Origin of the sequence: Pseudomonas sp. CFBP 13727 (assembly GCF_014841915.1) — a bacterium.
Lineage (GTDB): Bacteria > Pseudomonadota > Gammaproteobacteria > Pseudomonadales > Pseudomonadaceae > Aquipseudomonas > Aquipseudomonas baltica.
Genome location: NZ_JACYUT010000001.1, coordinates 1,411,519 through 1,430,760, shown reverse-complemented (window position 1 = coordinate 1,430,760; position 19,242 = coordinate 1,411,519). Strand labels below are relative to the sequence as shown.

Annotated in this window: 15 protein-coding genes; 12 read left to right on the top strand and 3 right to left on the bottom strand. The window is 63.5% G+C overall.

Annotation, left to right across the window (positions count from 1 at the left end; genetic code table 11):
• The first annotated feature begins 3 nt into the window (after window positions 1-3).
• From murD to lpxC, 9 genes are all read left to right on the top strand, one after another.
• Entirely contained in the window at window positions 4-1,350 is a 1,347-nt protein-coding gene (gene murD, locus IFT76_RS06345) for a UDP-N-acetylmuramoyl-L-alanine--D-glutamate ligase (RefSeq protein ID WP_192057667.1), read from the top strand.
• Window positions 1,347-2,561, top strand: coding sequence for a putative lipid II flippase FtsW (ftsW, locus tag IFT76_RS06340; protein ID WP_122479466.1), 1,215 nt, complete (start codon window positions 1,347-1,349; stop codon window positions 2,559-2,561). Before murD ends, ftsW begins: the two co-directional genes overlap by 4 nt.
• Entirely contained in the window at window positions 2,551-3,627 is a 1,077-nt protein-coding gene (gene murG / locus IFT76_RS06335; protein ID WP_122479465.1) for an undecaprenyldiphospho-muramoylpentapeptide beta-N-acetylglucosaminyltransferase, read from the top strand. Before ftsW ends, murG begins: the two co-directional genes overlap by 11 nt.
• Window positions 3,620-5,065: a UDP-N-acetylmuramate--L-alanine ligase gene (gene murC, locus IFT76_RS06330; RefSeq protein ID WP_122713415.1), complete on the top strand. Its 1,446-nt coding sequence runs from the start codon at window positions 3,620-3,622 to the stop codon at window positions 5,063-5,065. The genes murG and murC overlap by 8 nt, the downstream gene beginning before the upstream one ends.
• The gene (locus IFT76_RS06325) at window positions 5,062-6,021 is read left to right on the top strand and encodes a D-alanine--D-alanine ligase (protein ID WP_192053610.1); all 960 of its coding nucleotides are present in this window, start codon (window positions 5,062-5,064) and stop codon (window positions 6,019-6,021) included. The genes murC and IFT76_RS06325 overlap by 4 nt, the downstream gene beginning before the upstream one ends.
• 4 nt (window positions 6,022-6,025) lie before the next feature.
• Window positions 6,026-6,895 carry a cell division protein FtsQ/DivIB gene (locus tag IFT76_RS06320; protein WP_122479462.1) on the top strand — a complete coding sequence of 290 codons (870 nt, stop codon included), beginning with the start codon at window positions 6,026-6,028 and terminating at the stop codon, window positions 6,893-6,895.
• A gap of 14 nt (window positions 6,896-6,909) precedes the next feature.
• The gene (gene ftsA / locus IFT76_RS06315) at window positions 6,910-8,166 is read left to right on the top strand and encodes a cell division protein FtsA (protein WP_122479461.1); all 1,257 of its coding nucleotides are present in this window, start codon (window positions 6,910-6,912) and stop codon (window positions 8,164-8,166) included.
• A 52-nt stretch (window positions 8,167-8,218) separates the two neighbouring features.
• Complete coding sequence (gene ftsZ, locus IFT76_RS06310) at window positions 8,219-9,412, top strand: cell division protein FtsZ (RefSeq protein ID WP_049860625.1); 1,194 nt, start codon at window positions 8,219-8,221, stop codon at window positions 9,410-9,412.
• A 112-nt stretch (window positions 9,413-9,524) separates the two neighbouring features.
• Window positions 9,525-10,436, top strand: a complete 912-nt coding sequence (gene lpxC / locus IFT76_RS06305) for a UDP-3-O-acyl-N-acetylglucosamine deacetylase (protein ID WP_043186858.1) — start codon at window positions 9,525-9,527, stop codon at window positions 10,434-10,436.
• Window positions 10,437-10,533: 97 nt separating this feature from the next.
• Here the strand turns inward: lpxC and IFT76_RS06300 are convergent, their stop codons facing one another.
• Window positions 10,534-10,989: a DUF721 domain-containing protein gene (locus IFT76_RS06300; RefSeq protein WP_122479460.1), complete on the bottom strand. Its 456-nt coding sequence runs from the start codon at window positions 10,987-10,989 to the stop codon at window positions 10,534-10,536.
• A gap of 308 nt (window positions 10,990-11,297) precedes the next feature.
• Between IFT76_RS06300 and secA the strand changes: the two genes are divergently transcribed.
• The 3 genes from secA (at window position 11,298) to IFT76_RS06285 (ending at window position 16,495) form a co-directional block, all read left to right on the top strand.
• Entirely contained in the window at window positions 11,298-14,039 is a 2,742-nt protein-coding gene (gene secA, locus IFT76_RS06295) for a preprotein translocase subunit SecA (RefSeq protein ID WP_192057666.1), read from the top strand.
• A gap of 226 nt (window positions 14,040-14,265) precedes the next feature.
• Window positions 14,266-15,483, top strand: coding sequence for a bifunctional glutamate N-acetyltransferase/amino-acid acetyltransferase ArgJ (gene argJ / locus IFT76_RS06290; RefSeq protein ID WP_185794028.1), 1,218 nt, complete (start codon window positions 14,266-14,268; stop codon window positions 15,481-15,483).
• 67 nt (window positions 15,484-15,550) lie between these two features.
• The gene (locus IFT76_RS06285) at window positions 15,551-16,495 is read left to right on the top strand and encodes a Nudix family hydrolase (protein WP_192057665.1); all 945 of its coding nucleotides are present in this window, start codon (window positions 15,551-15,553) and stop codon (window positions 16,493-16,495) included.
• A 98-nt stretch (window positions 16,496-16,593) separates the two neighbouring features.
• Here IFT76_RS06285 and IFT76_RS06280 read toward each other — a convergent pair whose 3' ends face one another.
• Both IFT76_RS06280 and IFT76_RS06275 read right to left on the bottom strand, forming a co-directional pair.
• Window positions 16,594-17,154: a cob(I)yrinic acid a,c-diamide adenosyltransferase gene (locus tag IFT76_RS06280; RefSeq protein WP_192057664.1), complete on the bottom strand. Its 561-nt coding sequence runs from the start codon at window positions 17,152-17,154 to the stop codon at window positions 16,594-16,596.
• A 2-nt stretch (window positions 17,155-17,156) separates the two neighbouring features.
• Entirely contained in the window at window positions 17,157-19,172 is a 2,016-nt protein-coding gene (locus tag IFT76_RS06275; RefSeq protein WP_192057663.1) for an ATP-binding protein, read from the bottom strand.
• Window positions 19,173-19,242: the final 70 nt, after the last annotated feature.

Here is a 19,242-nt window from a genome sequence, read left to right as displayed (position 1 = left end):
CGAGTGTCTCTGATCGCTTCTTCCCACTTCCGCATCGTTGTCGGCCTCGGCAAGAGCGGCATGTCGCTGGTGCGCTTCCTGGCGCGCCAGGGCGTGGCGTTTGCCGTGGCCGACACGCGAGCAGCGCCGCCGGAACTGGCGACGCTACAGCGTGACTATCCCCAGGTGGAAGTGCGTTGCGGCGAGCTGGACGTGGAGTTCCTGTGCCGCGCCGACGAGCTCTACGTGAGCCCCGGCCTGGCGCTGGCGACCCCCGCCCTGCAACAGGCGGCGGCGCGCGGCGTGCACCTGTCCGGCGACATCGACCTGTTCGCCCGGCATGCCAAGGCGCCGATCGTGGCGATCACCGGCTCCAATGCCAAGAGCACCGTGACCACCCTGGTTGGCGAGATGGCGGTTGCGGCTGGCAAGCGCGTGGCCGTGGGCGGCAACCTCGGCGAGCCGGCGCTCGATCTGCTCGCTGACGACGTCGAGTTGTACGTGCTGGAGTTGTCGAGCTTTCAGCTGGAAACCACCCATCAGCTCAATGCCGAAGTGGCCACAGTGCTCAACGTCAGTGAAGACCACATGGATCGCTACAGCGGCCTGCCGTCCTATCACCTGGCCAAGCACCGGATTTTCCGTGGCGCGCGCAAGTTCGTCTTCAATCGTCAGGACGCCCTGAGCCGGCCGCTGATCGGCGAAGGCATGCCGTGCTGGACCTTCGGCTTGAACAAGCCGGACTTCAAGGCCTTCGGCCTGCGCGAGGAAGACGGGCAGAAGTACCTGGCCTACGAGTTCGAGAACCTGATGCCGGTCAGCGCGCTCAAGGTGCGTGGCGCGCACAACCAGGCCAATGCCCTGGCCGCGCTCGCTCTGGGACACGCGGCAGGTCTGCCGTTCGACGCCATGCTGGCCAGCCTGCGTGAATTCACCGGGCTGACGCACCGTTGCCAGTGGCTGCGCGAGCGCGATGGCGTGGCCTGGTACGACGACTCCAAGGCCACCAACGTCGGCGCTGCCATTGCCGCCATCGAAGGCCTGGGCGCCGATATCGACGGCCAGTTGGTGCTGATCGCCGGTGGCGACGGCAAGGGCGCCGATTTCACCGCGCTGGGCAAGCCCATCCAGCGTCACTGCCGGGCACTGGTGCTGTTGGGCCGCGATGCCCCGCGCATCGCCGCCGTGGCCGGGCCGGGCGTTCCACAAGTTACCGTTGCCTCGATCGAGGAAGCGGTTCAGCAGTGTGCCGAACTGGCGCAGCCCGGCGATGCCGTGTTGCTGTCACCGGCCTGCGCGAGTCTGGACATGTTCAAGAATTACGAAGAACGCGGGCGGCGGTTCGCCCAGGCAGTGGAGGGCTTGTCATGATCTTTGGTGTCATCAAGCCATTTCCCTCGCCGCTGATCAGTGGCCGCGGGATCGACATCGACTTCGCCATGCTCGCGGGCTGCCTGGCATTGCTCGGCCTGGGCCTGGTGATGATCACCTCGGCCTCTTCGGAAGTAGCTGCGGTCAACTCGGGCAATTCGCTGTCGATGATGATCCGGCACCTGGTCTACCTGGTGATCGGTATCGGTACCTGCATCGTCACCATGATGGTGCCCATCGCCACCTGGCAGCGCCTGGGCGGTACGCTGCTGATCGCCGCCTTCGGCTTGCTGGTGATGGTGCTGTTGCCAGGCATTGGCCGCGAAGTGAACGGTTCGATGCGCTGGATCGGCTTCGGCATGTTCAACGTGCAGCCTTCGGAAATCGCCAAGGTGTTCGTGGTGATCTTCCTGGCCGGCTATCTGGTGCGTCGCCAGCAGGAAGTCCGCGACAGCTGGATGGGCTTCTTCAAGCCGTTCTTCGTGCTGTTGCCGATGGCCGGGCTGCTGCTGATGGAGCCGGACTTCGGCGCCACGGTGGTGATGATGGGCGCAGCGGCGGCGATGCTGTTCCTCGGTGGGGTGGGCCTGTTCCGCTTCGCCTTGATGGTGGCTCTGGCGGTCGGTGCGGTGTTCGTGCTGGTCCAGGCGCAGCCGTACCGCATGGCGCGGCTGATCACCTTCACCGACCCGTGGAGCGACCAGTTCGGCTCGGGCTATCAATTGACCCAGGCACTGATCGCCTTTGGCCGTGGCCAGTGGTTCGGCGTTGGCCTGGGCAACAGCGTGCAGAAGCAGTTCTACCTGCCCGAAGCGCACACCGACTTCGTGTTCTCGGTACTGGCCGAGGAGCTGGGGGTGATCGGTTCACTGTGCACCGTGGCCTTGTTCGTGTTCGTCTGTATCCGCGGCATGTACATCGGTTACTGGGCCGAGCGGGCCAAACAGTATTTCGCCGCGTACGTGGCCTATGGGCTGTCGTTCCTGTGGATCGGCCAGTTCCTGATCAACATTGGCGTGAACGTCGGCCTGCTGCCGACCAAGGGTCTGACCTTGCCGTTTCTCAGCTACGGCGGCAGTTCGCTGGTGATCTGCTGCGCCTGTCTGGGGCTGCTGCTGCGCATCGAATGGGAAAGCCGTTCGCACCTGGGCAGCGAAGAGGTGGAATTCAGCGAGAGCGATTTCGCCGAGGAGACGCCCCATGGCCGGTAAAGGCAATGTGCTGATCATGGCGGGCGGTACCGGGGGTCATGTGTTCCCGGCGCTGGCCTGCGCACGGGAATTCCAGGCGCGCGGTTTCAGCGTGCACTGGCTGGGCACGCCGCGCGGGATCGAGAACGAGCTGGTGCCTGCCAATGGCCTGCCACTGCACCTGATCGATGTCAGCGGTGTGCGCGGCAAGAGCCGGCTGGCTCTGCTCAAGGCGCCGTTCGCCATTTGCAAGGCCGTGTTCCAGGCGCGCCGCATCATCGCCCGGCTGCAGCCGGTGTGCGTGGTCGGCTTCGGTGGTTACCTGACCGGGCCCGGTGGCGTCGCCGCGCGGCTGGCCGGCGTGCCGGTGATCGTGCACGAGCAGAATGCCGTGGCCGGTACCGCCAATCGCCTATTGGTGCCTTTCGCCAGTCGGGTCTGCGAAGCTTTCCCCGACACCTTCGCCGCCTCGGCCAAGCGTCGTACCACCGGCAACCCGGTGCGTACCGAGCTGTTCATGGAAACCCCGCGTCAGGCACTCATCGGTCGCCAACCGCGTCTGCTGGTACTGGGTGGCAGCCTGGGCGCCGAGCCGCTGAACAAGCTGCTGCCCGAAGCCCTGGCTCAGGTGCCTGCGCACTACCGCCCCGAGGTGTTCCACCAGGCCGGCAAGCAACACGATGAAATCACCGCCGAGCGTTATCGCACCGCCGGTGTCGAGGCGCAGGTCGCGCCGTTCATCAAGGACATGGCCCAGGCGTATGGCTGGGCCGACCTGGTGGTGTGTCGCGCGGGTGCGTTGACCATCAGCGAATTGGCGGCCGCCGGCCTGCCGTCGTTGCTGGTGCCGTTGCCCCACGCGATCGACGACCACCAGACTCGCAATGCCGATTATCTGGCTCGCGAAGGCGCTGCCTTCCTGATGCCACAAGCGACAACCGGCGCGGCACAGCTTGCCGAGCGCCTGAAAGAGGTTTTGATGCAACCCGAAAAACTCCTGAGCATGGCGAGCACTGCCCGCCGCCTGGCCAAACCCGATGCCACGCGCAATGTGGTCGACGTCTGCCTGGAGGTGGCCCATGGTTGAGAACCAGAGAGCCATTCCGCAACCGGAAATGCGCCGTATCCGTCGTATCCACTTCGTCGGTATCGGTGGTGTGGGCATGTGCGGCATCGCCGAGGTGCTGTTGAACCTGGGCTACGATGTGTCCGGTTCCGACCTCAAGGCTTCGCCGGTGACCGAGCGACTGACGTCGTTCGGCGCGCAGATTTTCATCGGCCACCGTGCCGAGAACGCCGCCAGCGCCGACGTGCTGGTGGTGTCGAGTGCGGTCAACACCAGCAACCCGGAAGTCGCCACCGCGCTGGAGCGGCGGATTCCAGTGGTGCCGCGTGCCGAGATGCTGGCCGAGCTGATGCGCTACCGGCATGGCATTGCCGTGGCCGGCACCCATGGCAAGACCACCACCACCAGCCTGATCGCCTCGGTGTTCGCGGCCGGTGGCCTGGACCCGACATTCGTCATCGGCGGCCGGCTCAACGCGGCCGGCACCAATGCCCAGTTGGGCACCAGCCGCTACCTGATCGCCGAGGCCGACGAGTCGGACGCCAGCTTCCTGCACCTGCAGCCGCTGGTGGCCGTCGTCACCAACATCGACGCCGATCACATGGCGACCTACGGCAACGACTTCAACGTTCTGAAGAAGACCTTCGTCGAGTTCCTGCACAACCTGCCGTTCTACGGATTGGCCGTGGTGTGCCTGGATGACCCGGTCGTGCGCGAGATCCTCCCGCAGATCGCGCGGCCGACCTTGACCTACGGCATCAGCGAAGAGGCCGACGTGCGTGCCATCAACGTGCGCCAGCAGGGCATGCTGACCCACTTCACGGTGCTGCGCCGCGACCGCGAGCCGCTCAACGTGTCGGTCAACATGCCGGGCAACCACAACGTGCTCAACGCCCTGGCGACGATTGCCATTGCCACCGATGAAGGCATCAGCGACAGCGCCATCGTCCAGGGCCTCTCCGGCTTCCAGGGCGTGGGTCGACGTTTCCAGGTGTATGGCGAATTGCCGGTCGAAGGCGGCAGCGTGATGCTGGTCGACGACTACGGTCATCACCCTCGCGAAGTGGCGGCAGTGATCAGCGCCGTGCGCGGTGGCTGGCCCGATAAACGTCTGGTGATGGTATATCAGCCGCACCGTTTCAGCCGCACGCGTGACCTGTACGACGATTTCGTACAGGTGCTTGCCGACGCCAATGTGCTGCTGCTGATGGAGGTCTACCCGGCCGGCGAAGAACCCATCCCCGGCGCCGACAGCCGTCAGCTGTGCCACAGCATCCGCCAGCGCGGCCAGTTGGACCCTATCTACATCGAACGCGGCGTCGAGCTGGCGCCACTGGTCAAGCCGCTGCTGCGCGCAGGCGACATCCTGCTGTGCCAGGGTGCCGGTGACATCGGCGGGCTTGCCCCGCAGTTGCTCAAAAGCCCGCTGTTCGCGCAGGCCTCGGAGAAATCGCAATGAACATTCTGGATTCCAACACCCTGCGCTCGCAGATCATGCCCAGTGACTTCGGTCGCGTGGCCGTGCTCTACGGCGGCAAGAGCGCCGAGCGCGAGGTGTCGCTGAAATCGGGCGCCGCGTGCCTGCAGGCCTTGCAGAGCGCCGGGGTGGACGCGTTCGGCATCGACGTTGGCGACGATCTGCTGGCCCGCCTGCAGGCGGAGAAGATCGACCGTGCGTTCATCATCCTCCATGGCCGCGGCGGCGAAGACGGCAGCATGCAAGGGTTGCTCGAGTGCCTGGGCATCCCCTACACCGGCAGCGGCATCCTTGCCAGCGCCTTGGCGATGGACAAATTGCGCACCAAGCAGGTGTGGCAGAGCCTCGGCCTGCCGACCCCGTCGCACGCCGTGCTGGCCAGCGAGCAGGATTGTATTTTTGCCGCTGGGGAACTGGGCTTCCCTTTGATCGTCAAACCCGCCCATGAAGGTTCAAGCATCGGGATGGCCAAGGTGAACAGCGTCGACGAACTGGTCGTCGCCTGGAAAGCCGCCAGCACCTACGATTCGCAAGTGCTGGTCGAACAATGGGTCCACGGCCCCGAGTTCACCGTCGCGACGCTGCGTGGCCAGATGCTGCCTGCGATTGCGCTGGGCACGCCCCACACGTTCTACGACTACGACGCCAAGTACGTCGCCAACGATACCCAGTACCGCATCCCCTGCGGCCTTGCTCCCGCCAAGGAACAGGAACTCACCGAACTCTGCGCCCGCGCCTGCGATGCCATCGGCATCCAGGGTTGGGGGCGTGTGGATGTGATGCAGGACCAGCAGGGCCGTTTCTGGCTGCTGGAAGTCAACACCGCTCCAGGCATGACCGATCACAGCCTGGTGCCCATGGCGGCGAACGCGGCTGGCCTGGATTTCCAGCAGTTGGTGCTGGCGATTCTGGCTGCCAGTTGCAAGGCGCGAGGTTAAGACCATGCACGGCCCAATGATTCGCCATCAGTCACCCGCCATCGGCCGCAACAAGCCGGTGCCGCGTGGCGCCAGCCGTATGGTGGCCAAGGAGCCACTGTCGGTGCGCCTGCCCAAGGCCAATTTCAGCATCTTCAGGAAGCTGATGTGGCCGGTGCTGTTGGTGGGTCTGGGCTTTGGCACCTACGAAGGTGCCCAGTACCTGATGCCCTACGCCGATCGCCCGATCACCAAGGTGTCTGTACAGGGCGACCTGGCCTACATCAACCAGCAGTCGGTGCAGGAGCGCATCCAGCCTTATGTTGGCATGACGTTCTTCAGCATCGACCTGACCCGCATGCGCACCGAGCTGGAAACCATGCCCTGGATCGCCCACGCCGAAGTGCGTCGGGTGTGGCCTGACCAGGTGGTGATCCGCCTGGAGGAGCAACTGCCGGTCGCGCGCTGGGGCAACGAATCGCTGCTCAACAACCAGGGCCAGGCGTTCGCGCCTCGCGAACTGGGCAACTACGAACACTTGCCGCAGTTGTTCGGCCCGGTACGGGCCCAACAGCAGGTGATGCAGCAATACCAGGTGCTGAGTCAGATGTTGCGTCCACTGGGCTATTCGGTTGCCCGACTGGAACTGACCGAACGCGGCAGCTGGTTTCTCACCACAGGCGCAGGAAGCGCCGGCCCGGGCATCGAGCTGTTGCTGGGACGTGACCACTTGCTGGAAAAAATGCGCCGCTTTATCGCCATTTACGACAAGACACTCAAAGACCAGATCACGAATATCGCGCGTATCGACCTGCGCTATGCCAACGGCCTGGCCGTGGGCTGGCGTGAACCGAGCGCCCCGACTGCGGACAAGCCCGCCGTCGCGAAGAATTGACAAGAGGCAGGACCATGGCAAACGTTCAAAGCGGCAAAATGATCGTCGGGCTGGACATCGGCACCTCCAAGGTGGTGGCGCTGGTGGGCGAGGTGGCAGCCGACGGTACGCTGGACATCGTCGGGATCGGTACCCACCCCTCGCGCGGCCTGAAGAAGGGCGTGGTGGTGAACATCGAGTCGACCGTGGCGTCGATCCAGCGCGCGGTCGAGGAAGCCCAGCTGATGGCCGGTTGCCGCATTCACTCGGCGTTCGTCGGCGTCGCCGGTAACCACATCCGCAGCCTGAACTCCCATGGTATCGTGGCCATTCGCGACCGCGAGGTCAGCACCGCTGACCTGGAGCGGGTTCTGGACGCGGCCCAGGCCGTGGCGATTCCCGCCGACCAGCGCGTATTGCACACCCTGCCGCAGGACTACGTGATCGACAACCAGGAAGGCGTGCGCGAGCCTCTGGGCATGTCCGGCGTGCGTCTGGAAGCCAAGGTCCATGTGGTCACCTGCGCCGTCAACGCTGCGCAGAACATCGAGAAGTGCGTGCGCCGCTGCGGCCTGGAAATCGACGACATCATTCTCGAGCAGCTGGCCTCGGCCTATTCGGTGCTGACCGATGACGAGAAAGAGCTGGGTGTCTGCCTGGTCGACATCGGCGGCGGCACCACCGATATCGCCATCTTCACCGAAGGCGCCATTCGCCACACCGCGGTCATTCCCATCGCGGGCGATCAGGTCACCAACGACATCGCCATGGCCCTGCGCACACCGACGCAGTACGCCGAAGAAATCAAGATCCGTTACGCCTGCGCCCTGGCCAAGCTGGCCGGCGCCGGCGAAACCATCAAGGTACCCAGTGTCGGCGACCGTCCTCCGCGCGAGCTGTCGCGCCAGGCGCTGGCCGAAGTCGTCGAGCCACGCTACGACGAGCTGTTCACCCTGATTCAGGCCGAGCTGCGTCGCAGCGGCTACGAAGACCTCATCCCGGCCGGCATCGTGCTGACCGGTGGTACGGCAAAAATGGAAGGCGCGGTCGAGCTGGCCGAAGAAATCTTCCACATGCCGGTGCGCCTGGGCGTACCGCATAGCGTGCGGGGGCTGAGCGACGTCATCAGCAACCCGATCTATTCCACCGGCGTGGGCCTGCTGATGTATGGCCTGCAGAAACAGTCCGATGGCTTGAACCTGTCAGGTATCAGCAACAGCGGCAATTACAGCGATGACACCAAGGCTCCGGTGCTGGAACGGCTGAAGCGTTGGGTGCAAGGCAATTTCTGATTCAAAACGGCAGTAGCGGTAGGCGCACACAAATAGAGAAAGGAGAGGGCACATGTTCGAACTCGTAGACAACATCCCGCAAAGCCCGGTAATCAAAGTTATCGGTGTCGGCGGCGGCGGCGGCAACGCCGTCAACCACATGGTCAAGAGCAACATCGAAGGCGTTGAATTCATCTGCGCCAACACCGATGCTCAGGCACTCAAGAACATCGGCGCGCGCACCATCCTGCAGCTGGGTACCGGTGTGACCAAGGGCCTGGGCGCTGGCGCCAACCCTGAAGTCGGCCGTCAGGCCGCGATGGAAGACCGCGAGCGCATCGCCGAAGTGCTGCAAGGCACCAACATGGTCTTCATCACCACCGGCATGGGCGGCGGTACCGGTACCGGTGCTGCGCCGATCATCGCCGAAGTGGCCAAGGAAATGGGCATCCTGACCGTTGCGGTCGTGACCCGTCCGTTCCCGTTCGAAGGCCGCAAGCGCATGCAGATCGCCGACGAAGGCATTCGCATGCTGTCCGAAAGCGTCGACTCGTTGATCACTATTCCCAACGAGAAGCTGCTGACCATCCTGGGCAAGGACGCCAGCCTGCTGTCGGCGTTCGCCAAGGCCGACGACGTGCTGGCCGGTGCCGTTCGCGGTATCTCGGACATCATCAAGCGTCCGGGCATGATCAACGTCGACTTCGCCGACGTGCGTACCGTGATGAGCGAAATGGGCATGGCGATGATGGGGACCGGCTGCGCCAGCGGCCCGAACCGCGCGCGCGAGGCCACCGAAGCGGCCATTCGCAACCCGCTGCTCGAGGACGTCAACCTGCAGGGCGCTCGCGGCATTCTGGTCAACATCACCGCAGGTCCCGACCTGTCGCTGGGTGAATACTCCGACGTGGGTAGCATCATCGAAGCGTTCGCCTCCGACCACGCGATGGTCAAGGTGGGTACCGTCATCGACCCGGACATGCGCGACGAGCTGCACGTGACCGTCGTGGCCACCGGCCTGGGCGCGAAGATCGAGAAACCTGTGAAGGTCATCGACAACACCATGCAGACCGCAGCGCAGACGCCGCCACCGTCGCAGCAGCCGGCTCGCCAGGACGCACCGTCGGTGAACTACCGCGACCTGGATCGTCCGACCGTGATGCGCAACCAGGCTCACGCCGGTGCTGCTGCAGCGGCCAAGCTGAACCCACAGGATGACCTGGATTATCTGGACATCCCGGCCTTCCTGCGTCGTCAGGCCGATTGATGCAATTTATCAGGGGTATTAGGGTGATTGGTGTTCAGCAAAGGTTCGGTCTGCTATCATCGCCAGCCTTTGTTGATACCAGTTCGCAATTTGCGCTGAAGCGGCCAATGCCATGATTAAACAACGCACCCTGAAGAATATTATCCGTGCCACAGGCGTCGGTCTGCACTCCGGTGAGAAGGTCTACCTGACCTTGAAGCCTGCGCCCGTGGATACCGGCATCGTGTTCTGCCGTGTCGACCTTGATCCGGTCGTGCAGATTCCTGCGCGCGCCCACAATGTCGGCGCTACCACGATGTCCACCACTTTGGTCAATGGCGATGTCAAGGTCGATACCGTAGAGCATCTACTGTCGGCCATGGCGGGCCTGGGAATCGATAACGCCTACGTCGAGCTCTCCGCGTCCGAAGTGCCGATCATGGATGGCAGCGCCGGACCGTTCGTATTCCTGATTCAATCGGCTGGCCTGGAAGAACAGGACGCGCCGAAGAAATTCATCCGCATCCTGCGTGAAGTGACAGTGACGGAGGGCGACAAGCGCGCCACCTTCCTGCCTTTCGAAGGTTTCAAGGTGAGCTTCGAGATAGATTTCGATCATCCTGTCTTCAAGGATCGCACCCAGAGTGCCAGTGTCGACTTCTCCAGCACGTCCTTCGTGAAGGAAGTCAGTCGCGCTCGCACGTTCGGTTTCATGAGCGACCTTGAGTACCTGCGCAAGCACAATCGTGCACTGGGCGGCAGCGTCGAGAACGCTATCGTGGTGGACGAGGCAGGCGTCATGAACGAGGACGGTCTTCGTTACGAAGACGAGTTCGTCAAGCACAAGATCCTCGATGCAATCGGCGATCTCTATCAGCTAGGCAACAGCCTGATTGGCGAATTCCGTGGCTACAAGTCGGGCCACGCACTGAACAACCAGCTTCTGCGTCGTCTGCTCGAGCAGGACGATGCGTGGGAAGTGGTCACGTTCGAAGATGCCAGTACGGTACCGATCTCCTACATGCGGCCAGCTGCGTTGGGTTGATACAACCTCTCTTTTCTGGTTACACATTTTATAGGCCACCCATTGGGTGGCTTTTTTTTGCGTGGCGTTCAGGTTGCCCACGGCATTGCCAGTGGGTTCAGCGCACGCGTTTGGCGTGGGCTGCCAGGCGCTCAAGCGCGGCGCGCAGATTCGGATCGCTGATGCCGTCGGCGGTGGCCTGAATGTTCTCGCCCGCGCCGATGGACAGATCGATGCTGCGCTCTCCGGCCTTGCTCTGCACCGTGGGCGGCTGCACCTTGAACAGGATACGGGTCAGGCTGCCGAATTCCTCCAGGGCCTGCAGGTCGCGCTGCAGTCGCTTTTGCTGATAGCGCAGGCGCGTAGCCCAGTGGCCGTCGGTGACGATCAGCAACAGGCTGCCTTCGCGCCACGAGGCAACGTAGCAATGCTCGCGCGCCGCAGGCTGCAGCTGGCTCTCGAGCAGGCGCTGCAGGTGCGAAAGGCGCTGGGCATGGCTGAACAAGGCCTTGAGCGGCTTGGCTTCGCGCAGCAGCACCGCTGGTGCCCGGGCGGGCAGGGGCCGAAAGACCATGGAGATACACCTGAGGTTACAGAGTCGGCATGTTAACAGAATCCCTTGTCGTCACCGTTTTACGTGGGTACACCGGCGGGCCTGTGAACGTTCGAATAGATGACATCTGCAGCTTGCGGGTTGAAGTTGGCGAAAAAGCCCTTATTGTAAAACCGCCCCGTCACAACGCTGTGCCAGCATCGTGGACATCGCGCCACTTTCCTCTCCATCGTTTCCGGGTAGAATGCTCGTTCGCATGCGGCCATGAGGGCTGCACGGGCGACTCACGGGGCCGCCCTCCATCCCTATGTGTGGAAGATCCTGCCAATATGTTTGCGCCTTTGTTAAAGAAACTTTTTGGAAGCAAGAACGAGCGTGAAGTACGACGCATGCTCAAGACGGTACAAGCCGTCAATGCCTTCGAAGAGCAGATGGTGGCCCTTTCGGACGAGCAGCTGCGCGCCAAGACCGCAGAGTTCAAGGCCCGCCTGGCAAAAGGCGAGACCCTCGACCAACTGCTGCCCGAAGCTTTCGCCGTGTGCCGCGAAGCCGGCAAGCGCGTCATGGGCATGCGGCACTTCGATGTCCAGCTGATCGGCGGCCTCACCCTGCACGAAGGCATGATCGCCGAAATGCGTACAGGTGAAGGCAAGACCCTGGTGGCGACCCTGGGCGTTTACCTCAATGCGCTGTCCGGCAAGGGCGTGCATGTGGTCACGGTCAACGACTACCTGGCCCGTCGCGACGCCAACTGGATGCGTCCGCTGTACGAGTACCTGGGCCTGACCGTGGGCGTGGTCACGCCGTTCGCGCCGCCGGACGAGAAGCGTCTGGCCTACGCTGCCGACATCACCTACGGCACCAACAACGAATTCGGTTTCGACTATTTGCGCGACAACATGGCGTTCAGCGTGGAAGAGAAATTCCAGCGCGAGCTGAATTTCGCCGTGATCGACGAAGTCGACTCCATCCTCATCGACGAAGCCCGCACGCCGCTGATCATTTCCGGTCAGGCCGAGGATAGCTCCAAGCTGTACACCGAAATCAACCGCCTGATTCCGCAACTCGAGCAGCACATCGAGGAAGTGGAAGGCCAGGTCACCAAGGAAGGCCACTACAGCATCGACGAGAAGACCCGTCAGGTCGAACTCAACGAAGCCGGCCACCAGTACATCGAGGAAATGCTCACCCGCGCCGGTCTGCTGGCCGAGGGCGAGAGCCTTTATTCGGCGCACAACCTGGGCCTGCTGACCCACGTGTATGCCGGCCTGCGTGCGCACAAGCTGTTCAACCGCAACGTCGAGTACATCGTCCAGGACGGCCAGATCCTGCTGGTCGACGAGCACACCGGTCGTACCATGCCGGGCCGTCGCCTTTCCGAGGGCCTGCACCAGGCCATCGAGGCCAAGGAAAACCTGAACATTCAGGCCGAGAGCCAGACGCTCGCCTCGACCACGTTCCAGAACTACTTCCGCCTGTACAACAAACTGTCGGGCATGACCGGTACGGCCGATACCGAGGCGTTCGAATTCGCCCAGATCTATCAGCTCAACGTGATGGTCATTCCGCCGAACAAGCCGCTCGCGCGCAAGGACTTCAACGACTTGGTGTACCTGACTGCGGACGAGAAATACGCCGCCATCGTCACCGACATCAAGGAAAGCATGGCCCAGGGCCGGCCGGTGCTGGTGGGTACTGCCACCATCGAAACCTCCGAACACATGTCGCGCCTGCTCAACCAGGAAGGCATCGAGCACAAGGTGCTCAACGCCAAGTTCCACGAGAAGGAAGCCGAGATCATCGCGCAGGCCGGTCGTCCGGGTGCGCTGACCATTGCCACCAACATGGCTGGCCGTGGTACCGACATTCTTCTGGGCGGCAACTGGGAGGTCGAAGTGGCTTCCCTCGAGGACCCGTCGCCGGAGCAGATTGCCCAGATCAAGGCCGACTGGCAGAAGCGTCACCAGCAGGTGCTCGAATCCGGTGGCCTGCATGTGATCGCCTCCGAGCGTCACGAATCACGCCGTATCGACAATCAGTTGCGTGGCCGTGCCGGTCGCCAGGGTGATGCCGGTTCCAGCCGCTTCTACCTGTCGCTGGAAGACAGCCTGATGCGCATCTTCGCGTCCGACCGGGTGAAGAACTTCATGAAGGCGCTGGGCATGCAGTCCGGTGAAGCCATCGAACATCGCATGGTGACCAACGCCATCGAAAAGGCCCAGCGCAAGGTCGAAGGCCGCAACTTCGACATCCGCAAGCAATTGCTCGAATTCGACGATGTCGCCAACGAGCAGCGCAAGGTCATCTACCACATGCGCAACAGTCTGCTGGCGTCCGACAACGTCGGTGACACCATTGCCGACTTCCGCCAGGAAGTGCTGGGCCAGCTGTTCGCCCAGCACATTCCGCCACAGTCGCTGCCCGAGCAGTGGGACGTGGCCGGTCTGGAAGCGGCGCTGCAGACCGATTTCGGTGTGAGCCTGCCGATCCAGCAGTGGCTGGACGCCGACGACAAGCTCTACGAAGAAACGCTGCGCGAGAAAGTCATGGCCGAGCTGCTGGCGGCCTACACCGAGAAGGAAGACCAGGCCAGCGCCGATGCGTTGCGCACCTTCGAGAAGCAGATCCTGCTGCGCGTGCTCGACGACCTGTGGAAAGATCACCTGTCGACCATGGACCACCTGCGTCACGGTATCCACCTGCGCGGCTACGCCCAGAAGAACCCGAAGCAGGAATACAAGCGCGAGTCGTTCAGCCTGTTCCAGGAGCTGCTGGATTCGATCAAGCGCGACACCATCCGTGTGCTTTCCCACGTTCAGGTGCGCCGCGAAGATCCGGTCGAGGAAGAGGCGCGCCTGCGTCGCGATGCCGAGGAGCTGGCTGCGCGCATGCAGTTCGAACACGCTCCTGCGCCAGGCCTGGATCAGCCTGAAGCCTTGGCGGAGGACGCCGAAGTGATTGCCGCCACAGTGTCGGAGCCGGTGCGCAATGACCAGAAACTGGGCCGCAACGAGCTGTGCTGGTGTGGTTCAGGCAAGAAATTCAAGCATTGCCACGGCAAGATCGACTGATTGCCGCACGTTGCTTCAAGCAATAGCACGCCGCGACTGACGCCGGCTCCCCGTAGGAGCGGTCAGTGGCCGCGAAAAGTACGACACGGTCTGGCAGGTATACCGCGTCGTCTGTTTCGCGGCCGCTGACCGCTCCTGCGGTGGATTTCGGTGATCCGATCGCGGCGTTCGTCCATTCAATGGCGGCGTCGACGCTACGCCGTACAGTCTTCAAAGGAGTGCTCACATGGCTGTTGGTCTTGGTCCACTGCCCACGCTGCATGCGGTTCCCGGTTTCGAGCTGGGCATCTCCAGCGCCGGCATCAAACGCCCCGGCCGCAAGGACGTGGTGGTCATGCGCTGCGCCGAGGGTTCCAGCGTCGCTGGCGTGTTCACCCTGAATGCGTTCTGTGCGGCACCGGTCATCGTCTCCCGGCAGCGCGTGGGCGGCGCTGTGCGTTACCTGCTGACCAACACCGGCAATGCCAACGCCGGTACCGGTGAGCCCGGCCTGGCTGCCGCCGAGCGCACCACGGCGCGGCTCGCCGAATTGGCCGGGGTGGACGCCAGCGCCGTGCTGCCGTTTTCCACCGGAGTGATCGGCGAGCCTCTGCCCGTGGAGAAGATCGAAGGGGCCCTGCAGGCCGCTCTCGACGACCTGTCGGTGGATAACTGGGCCGCCGCGGCCACTGGCATCATGACCACCGATACCCTGCCCAAAGGCGCCAGCCGCCAGTTCCAGCACGACGGCGTGACGGTCACCGTGACCGGGATCAGCAAAGGTGCGGGCATGATCCGGCCAAATATGGCGACCATGCTTGGCTACATTGCCACCGACGCCAAGGTCGCGCCCCACGTACTGCAGGATCTGCTGCGCGACGGCGCCAACAAGTCGTTCAACCGCATCACCATCGACGGCGACACGTCGACCAACGACTGTTGCATGCTGGTGGCTACCGGGCAGGCGGCATTGCCGGAGGTCGGCGAGGCCAGCGGGCCGTTGTTCGCGGCGCTGAAGCAGGCGGTCTTCGAAGTGTGCATGGAAGTGGCCCAGGCCATCGTGCGCGACGGTGAAGGGGCAACCAAGTTCGTCACCGTCCAGGTCAACGGCGGCAGCAACCACCAGGAATGCCTGGATGTGGCCTACACCGTGGCTCACTCGCCGCTGATCAAGACCGCATTGTTCGCCTCCGATCCGAACTGGGGGCGCATCCTGGCGGCCGTCGGCCGTGCAGGCGTGCCGGAACTGGATGTCAGCAAGATCGATGTGTTCCTGGGCGAGGTGTGCATCGCCAGTCGTGGCGCGCGTGCGGCCACCTATACCGAGGAGCAGGGTTCGGCGGTGATGGCGCAGGCAGAAATCGGCATTCGTATCGAGCTGGGCCGCGGCGATTGCAGCGAGACCATCTGGACCACCGACCTGTCCCATGAATATGTGAAGATCAACGCCGAATACCGTACCTGACGGTCAGGCCCGGGTGTGCTCCATGGTGCACCTGGGCGTTGGTAGCTCAGTGCGGCCTGGAGAATGCGTGAAACGAGTGCATGTAGCCGCCGCGGTGATCCGTGGCGCAGATAACCGTATCTTGATTGCCCGCCGTGCCGATGCCCAGCACCAGGGCGGTTTATGGGAGTTTCCCGGCGGCAAGGTCGAGGCCGGCGAGACGGTGCAGACGGCGCTGGCGCGGGAGCTGCGCGAAGAACTGGGGATCGAGGTCGGCCAGGCGCGGCCATTGATCAAGGTGCATCACGACTATGCCGATAAGCAGGTGCTGCTGGATGTCTGGGAAGTGACCGAGTTCACTGGCCAGCCGCACGGCGTCGAAGGTCAACCCGTGGCGTGGGTCAAGGCCCGCGAGTTGCCGGGCTACGAGTTTCCGGCAGCCAATCGTCCCATCGTCGCGGCAGCGAGCCTGCCCGGTGAATATCTCATCACTCCGGATGGGCTCGATAACCCGACCTTGTTGCGCGGGATGCAGAAGGCGATTGCCGGTGGCATCAAGCTGCTGCAGCTGCGTGCACCCAATGGCTACGATCCGCAGTACCGCGACCTGGCGGTGGATGCAGTGGGGTTGTGCGCCGGCAAGGCCCAGTTGATGCTCAAGGGGCCGCTGGAATGGCTGGGCGATTTCCCTTCGGCCGGTTGGCACCTGACGTCGGCGCAGTTGCGCAAGTACGCCAGCAAGGGCCGGCCGTTTCCTCAGGAGCGTTGGCTGGCGGCCTCTTGTCACGACGCCGAGGAGCTGGCGCTGGCGCGGCAGATGGGGGTGGATTTCATCACCCTGTCGCCGGTGCAACCGACCCTCACGCATCCCGATGCCCAGCCGATAGGGTGGGATCGGGCGCGTGGTTTGATCGAGGGCTTCAACCAGCCGGTGTTTCTGCTGGGCGGGCTCGGTCCGCAGGATCAGCCGAAGGCCTGGGAAATTGGCGCGCAGGGCGTTGCAGGCATCCGCGCGTTCTGGCCAACCCTGTAGCCGCCCTTGGCCCCTGTAGCAGCGGCGCAAGCCGCGTCAGCGGTCCCTCAAGATCCATTGCCTGACGCGGTACTGGCGACCTGCAGCCTGCGCCACTCTCACGGCTTGGCAGACTGCCAAAGAATCTCGGCAATAGCCTGACGTCGAGCGATGATCCGCGCCGCCACGAACAGCAGGTCCGAAAGCCGATTGATGTACGCCAGGCTCACCGCTGACAAAGGCTCCACGGCATTGAGCTGCTGACAGCGACGCTCGGCACTGCGTGCCAGGCTGCGACAGACATGGGCCTGGGCGATCAGCATCGAACCGCCTGGCAGGATGAAATTCTCCAACGCGCCGACTTCGTCGTTCCAGGTATCGATGGCCGTTTCCAGGCGCTGCACTTCGCCAGCATCGAGTGCCTGGTACGCGGGCATGGCCAACTCACCACCCAGATCGAACAGCCGATGCTGGCAGGGCGCAAGCACCTCGTACACCTCGTTCAAGCGCGGATCTTCCGTCAATCCCGCCAGCAGCACGCCCAACTGGCTGTTCAAGGTGTCCACTTCGCCAATAGCCTCGACTCGCGGATGGTCCTTGGGCACCCGACGTCCATCGCCAAGCCCGGTTTCGCCCTGGTCGCCGGTACGCGTGTAAATCTTCGTCAGGCGAAAGCCCATGCTCATGTCTCCGTGGTGGTGAGGGGCAGCGGATTGCCGGCCAACGGCAGGCGCAGGGTGAAGCAGGTGCCCTGGCCAGGGCTGGATTGCACTTCCATCTGGCCCTTGTGGTTGTTGGTGATGATGAAGTAGGACACCGACAGGCCCAGGCCGGTGCCCTGGCCAATCTCCTTGGTGGTGAAGAAGGGCTCGAACGTACGCTTGCGCACGCTTTCGGGCATGCCCACGCCGTTGTCCTCGACCTGGATTTCCGCCCACGGCGGGCTCAGCCGGGTGCGCAGGATGATGCGACCCGGCTCGTGCTCGTCGTTGCGCTGGTGAATGGCCTGCGCCGCGTTTTTCAGCAGGTTGAGCAGCACTTGCTCCAGCTCGTTGGCAGTGCCCGGTACCGGGCCCAGCGCCGGGTCGAACTGGCGCACGATGTTTTGTCCCTTGAAGTCGAAACCGATCGCCAGGTCGAAGTCGTTGCCGGCGATCTCCACCGCCTGGTCGATCAGGGCGGGCAGGTCGCACGGTGCCATTTCCCGCGTGCTGCGGCGGCTGAAGCTGAGCATGTGGGTGACGATCTTGGCTGCCCGTGCACCGGCCTGCTGAATGCCGTCGAGCAGCTGCGGGATTTCGCGCCCTTGCAGGTAGGCGTTCACTGCTGCCAGATCGACACCGGCATCGCTGGCCTGTTCGAGGTTCTTCGGCAGGTCGGCCGAAAGGCGGCGCCTGACGTTCTGCACGTTGTGCAGGATCGCGCCCAGGGGGTTGTTGATTTCGTGGGCCATGCCGGCGGCCAGCCCCCCCACCGAGAGCATCTTTTCCGACTGCACCATCATCTCTTCCAGGGACAGGCGCTGAGTGATGTCGTCGATGCGAATCACCACGCCGCGGCCGGCACCGCCCATCAGCGGATAGAAGGTCAGCGCGTAATGGTGTGGGGTGTCGTCCTTGACCCAGGTGACCCGCTCGATCTTGGCCACCGTGTGCTGTTCGACCGTGGTCTTGAGCTGCGGCAGGAACGGTTTGAGCGGGGCGAATGCAAGAAAGATCGGTTGATTGAGCGCCTCGTCCAGCGGCGTTCCGGAAAGTGCGCTGGCTTCCTGATTCCATTGGGTGACGTACAGCTGCTCGTCGAGGGCAATGAGTGCCGAAGGCATGGAGTCGATGATGCTGTTGAGGTAGTTCTGAAAGCCGGTGAGTTTCTTCTCGATCTTGCTGCGCACCTGGACTTCGAGTTCGAGCTTGCGGTTGGTGTGGCGAGTTTCTTCGGCCAGCCCCTGGGCCTGGTCGTAGGCGGCCTGGGACTCGTCGCGGGCACGCTTGAGTTGCTGTTCGCGGGCCTCGATGCGTGAAAGCATGGTGTTGAACGCTTCCGCCAGGCTGCCGATCTCGTCGTGGTTGCCGCGGCCGGCGCGCAAGGCGTAGTTTTCTTCGCGGGTGACCTGGCGCGACAGCTCTTCGAGGCGATAGATGGGTTGGGTGATCAAGCGCTTGATCTGCCGGGCGATGATCATCCACAACAGCACGCTGAACACCAGGATGCCCAGGCTGGCAGTCAGCGTGCCGGTGTAGAACGCCACGGGCAGTTCGCTGCTGGCCACCAGCAGCAGATGGCCGGCACTGGGCAGAGGCACCAACTGGGTGCTGCGGAATTCGGTGGAGCGCCAGGCTTCGATGCTGGCGAAGCGGGCCGGCATCTTCAGCCGGTCGCCGTGCTGCAACTGGGCCAGGCGCTCGCCCTGGGCGTCGTAGATGGCGGCGGCGCGCAACGGGGAATAGCTGTTGAGCTCTTCGAGCAGCGCTTCGGCGTCCTGCGGCGAGCGTACCGCCCGCTGCGCAAGGCCAGGGTTGGCCAGCAGTCGGCCGATGGTCTGCAAGGCCTGGGGCGCCATGCTTTCCTGGGAAATCCAGTAGGCGGCACTGATGAACGTGAGGTTGGCGACCAGCAGGACCGTGGTCAACAGCACCAGCAGGGCAGCCAGCAGTTTCTGGCCAACCGGCAGGTTTTCGAGTCTCTGGCGCAAGGGCATTGGCGGGTCGCTTCCACGGCAGGGCAGAGCGCCAGTGTAGCAAACCTGTTTTGCAAATCCCGCGGTTCGC

Coding starts and splice junctions, on each gene's coding strand:
- ftsW (WP_122479466.1), top strand. CDS start 1,347: ATGATCTTTGGTGTCATCAAGCCATTTCCCTCGCCGCTGATCAGTGGC.
- murG (WP_122479465.1), top strand. CDS start 2,551: ATGGCCGGTAAAGGCAATGTGCTGATCATGGCGGGCGGTACCGGGGGT.
- murC (WP_122713415.1), top strand. CDS start 3,620: ATGGTTGAGAACCAGAGAGCCATTCCGCAACCGGAAATGCGCCGTATC.
- IFT76_RS06325 (WP_192053610.1), top strand. CDS start 5,062: ATGAACATTCTGGATTCCAACACCCTGCGCTCGCAGATCATGCCCAGT.
- IFT76_RS06320 (WP_122479462.1), top strand. CDS start 6,026: ATGCACGGCCCAATGATTCGCCATCAGTCACCCGCCATCGGCCGCAAC.
- ftsA (WP_122479461.1), top strand. CDS start 6,910: ATGGCAAACGTTCAAAGCGGCAAAATGATCGTCGGGCTGGACATCGGC.
- ftsZ (WP_049860625.1), top strand. CDS start 8,219: ATGTTCGAACTCGTAGACAACATCCCGCAAAGCCCGGTAATCAAAGTT.
- lpxC (WP_043186858.1), top strand. CDS start 9,525: ATGATTAAACAACGCACCCTGAAGAATATTATCCGTGCCACAGGCGTC.
- IFT76_RS06300 (WP_122479460.1), bottom strand. CDS start 10,989: ATGGTCTTTCGGCCCCTGCCCGCCCGGGCACCAGCGGTGCTGCTGCGC.
- secA (WP_192057666.1), top strand. CDS start 11,298: ATGTTTGCGCCTTTGTTAAAGAAACTTTTTGGAAGCAAGAACGAGCGT.
- argJ (WP_185794028.1), top strand. CDS start 14,266: ATGGCTGTTGGTCTTGGTCCACTGCCCACGCTGCATGCGGTTCCCGGT.
- IFT76_RS06280 (WP_192057664.1), bottom strand. CDS start 17,154: ATGGGCTTTCGCCTGACGAAGATTTACACGCGTACCGGCGACCAGGGC.
- IFT76_RS06275 (WP_192057663.1), bottom strand. CDS start 19,172: ATGCCCTTGCGCCAGAGACTCGAAAACCTGCCGGTTGGCCAGAAACTG.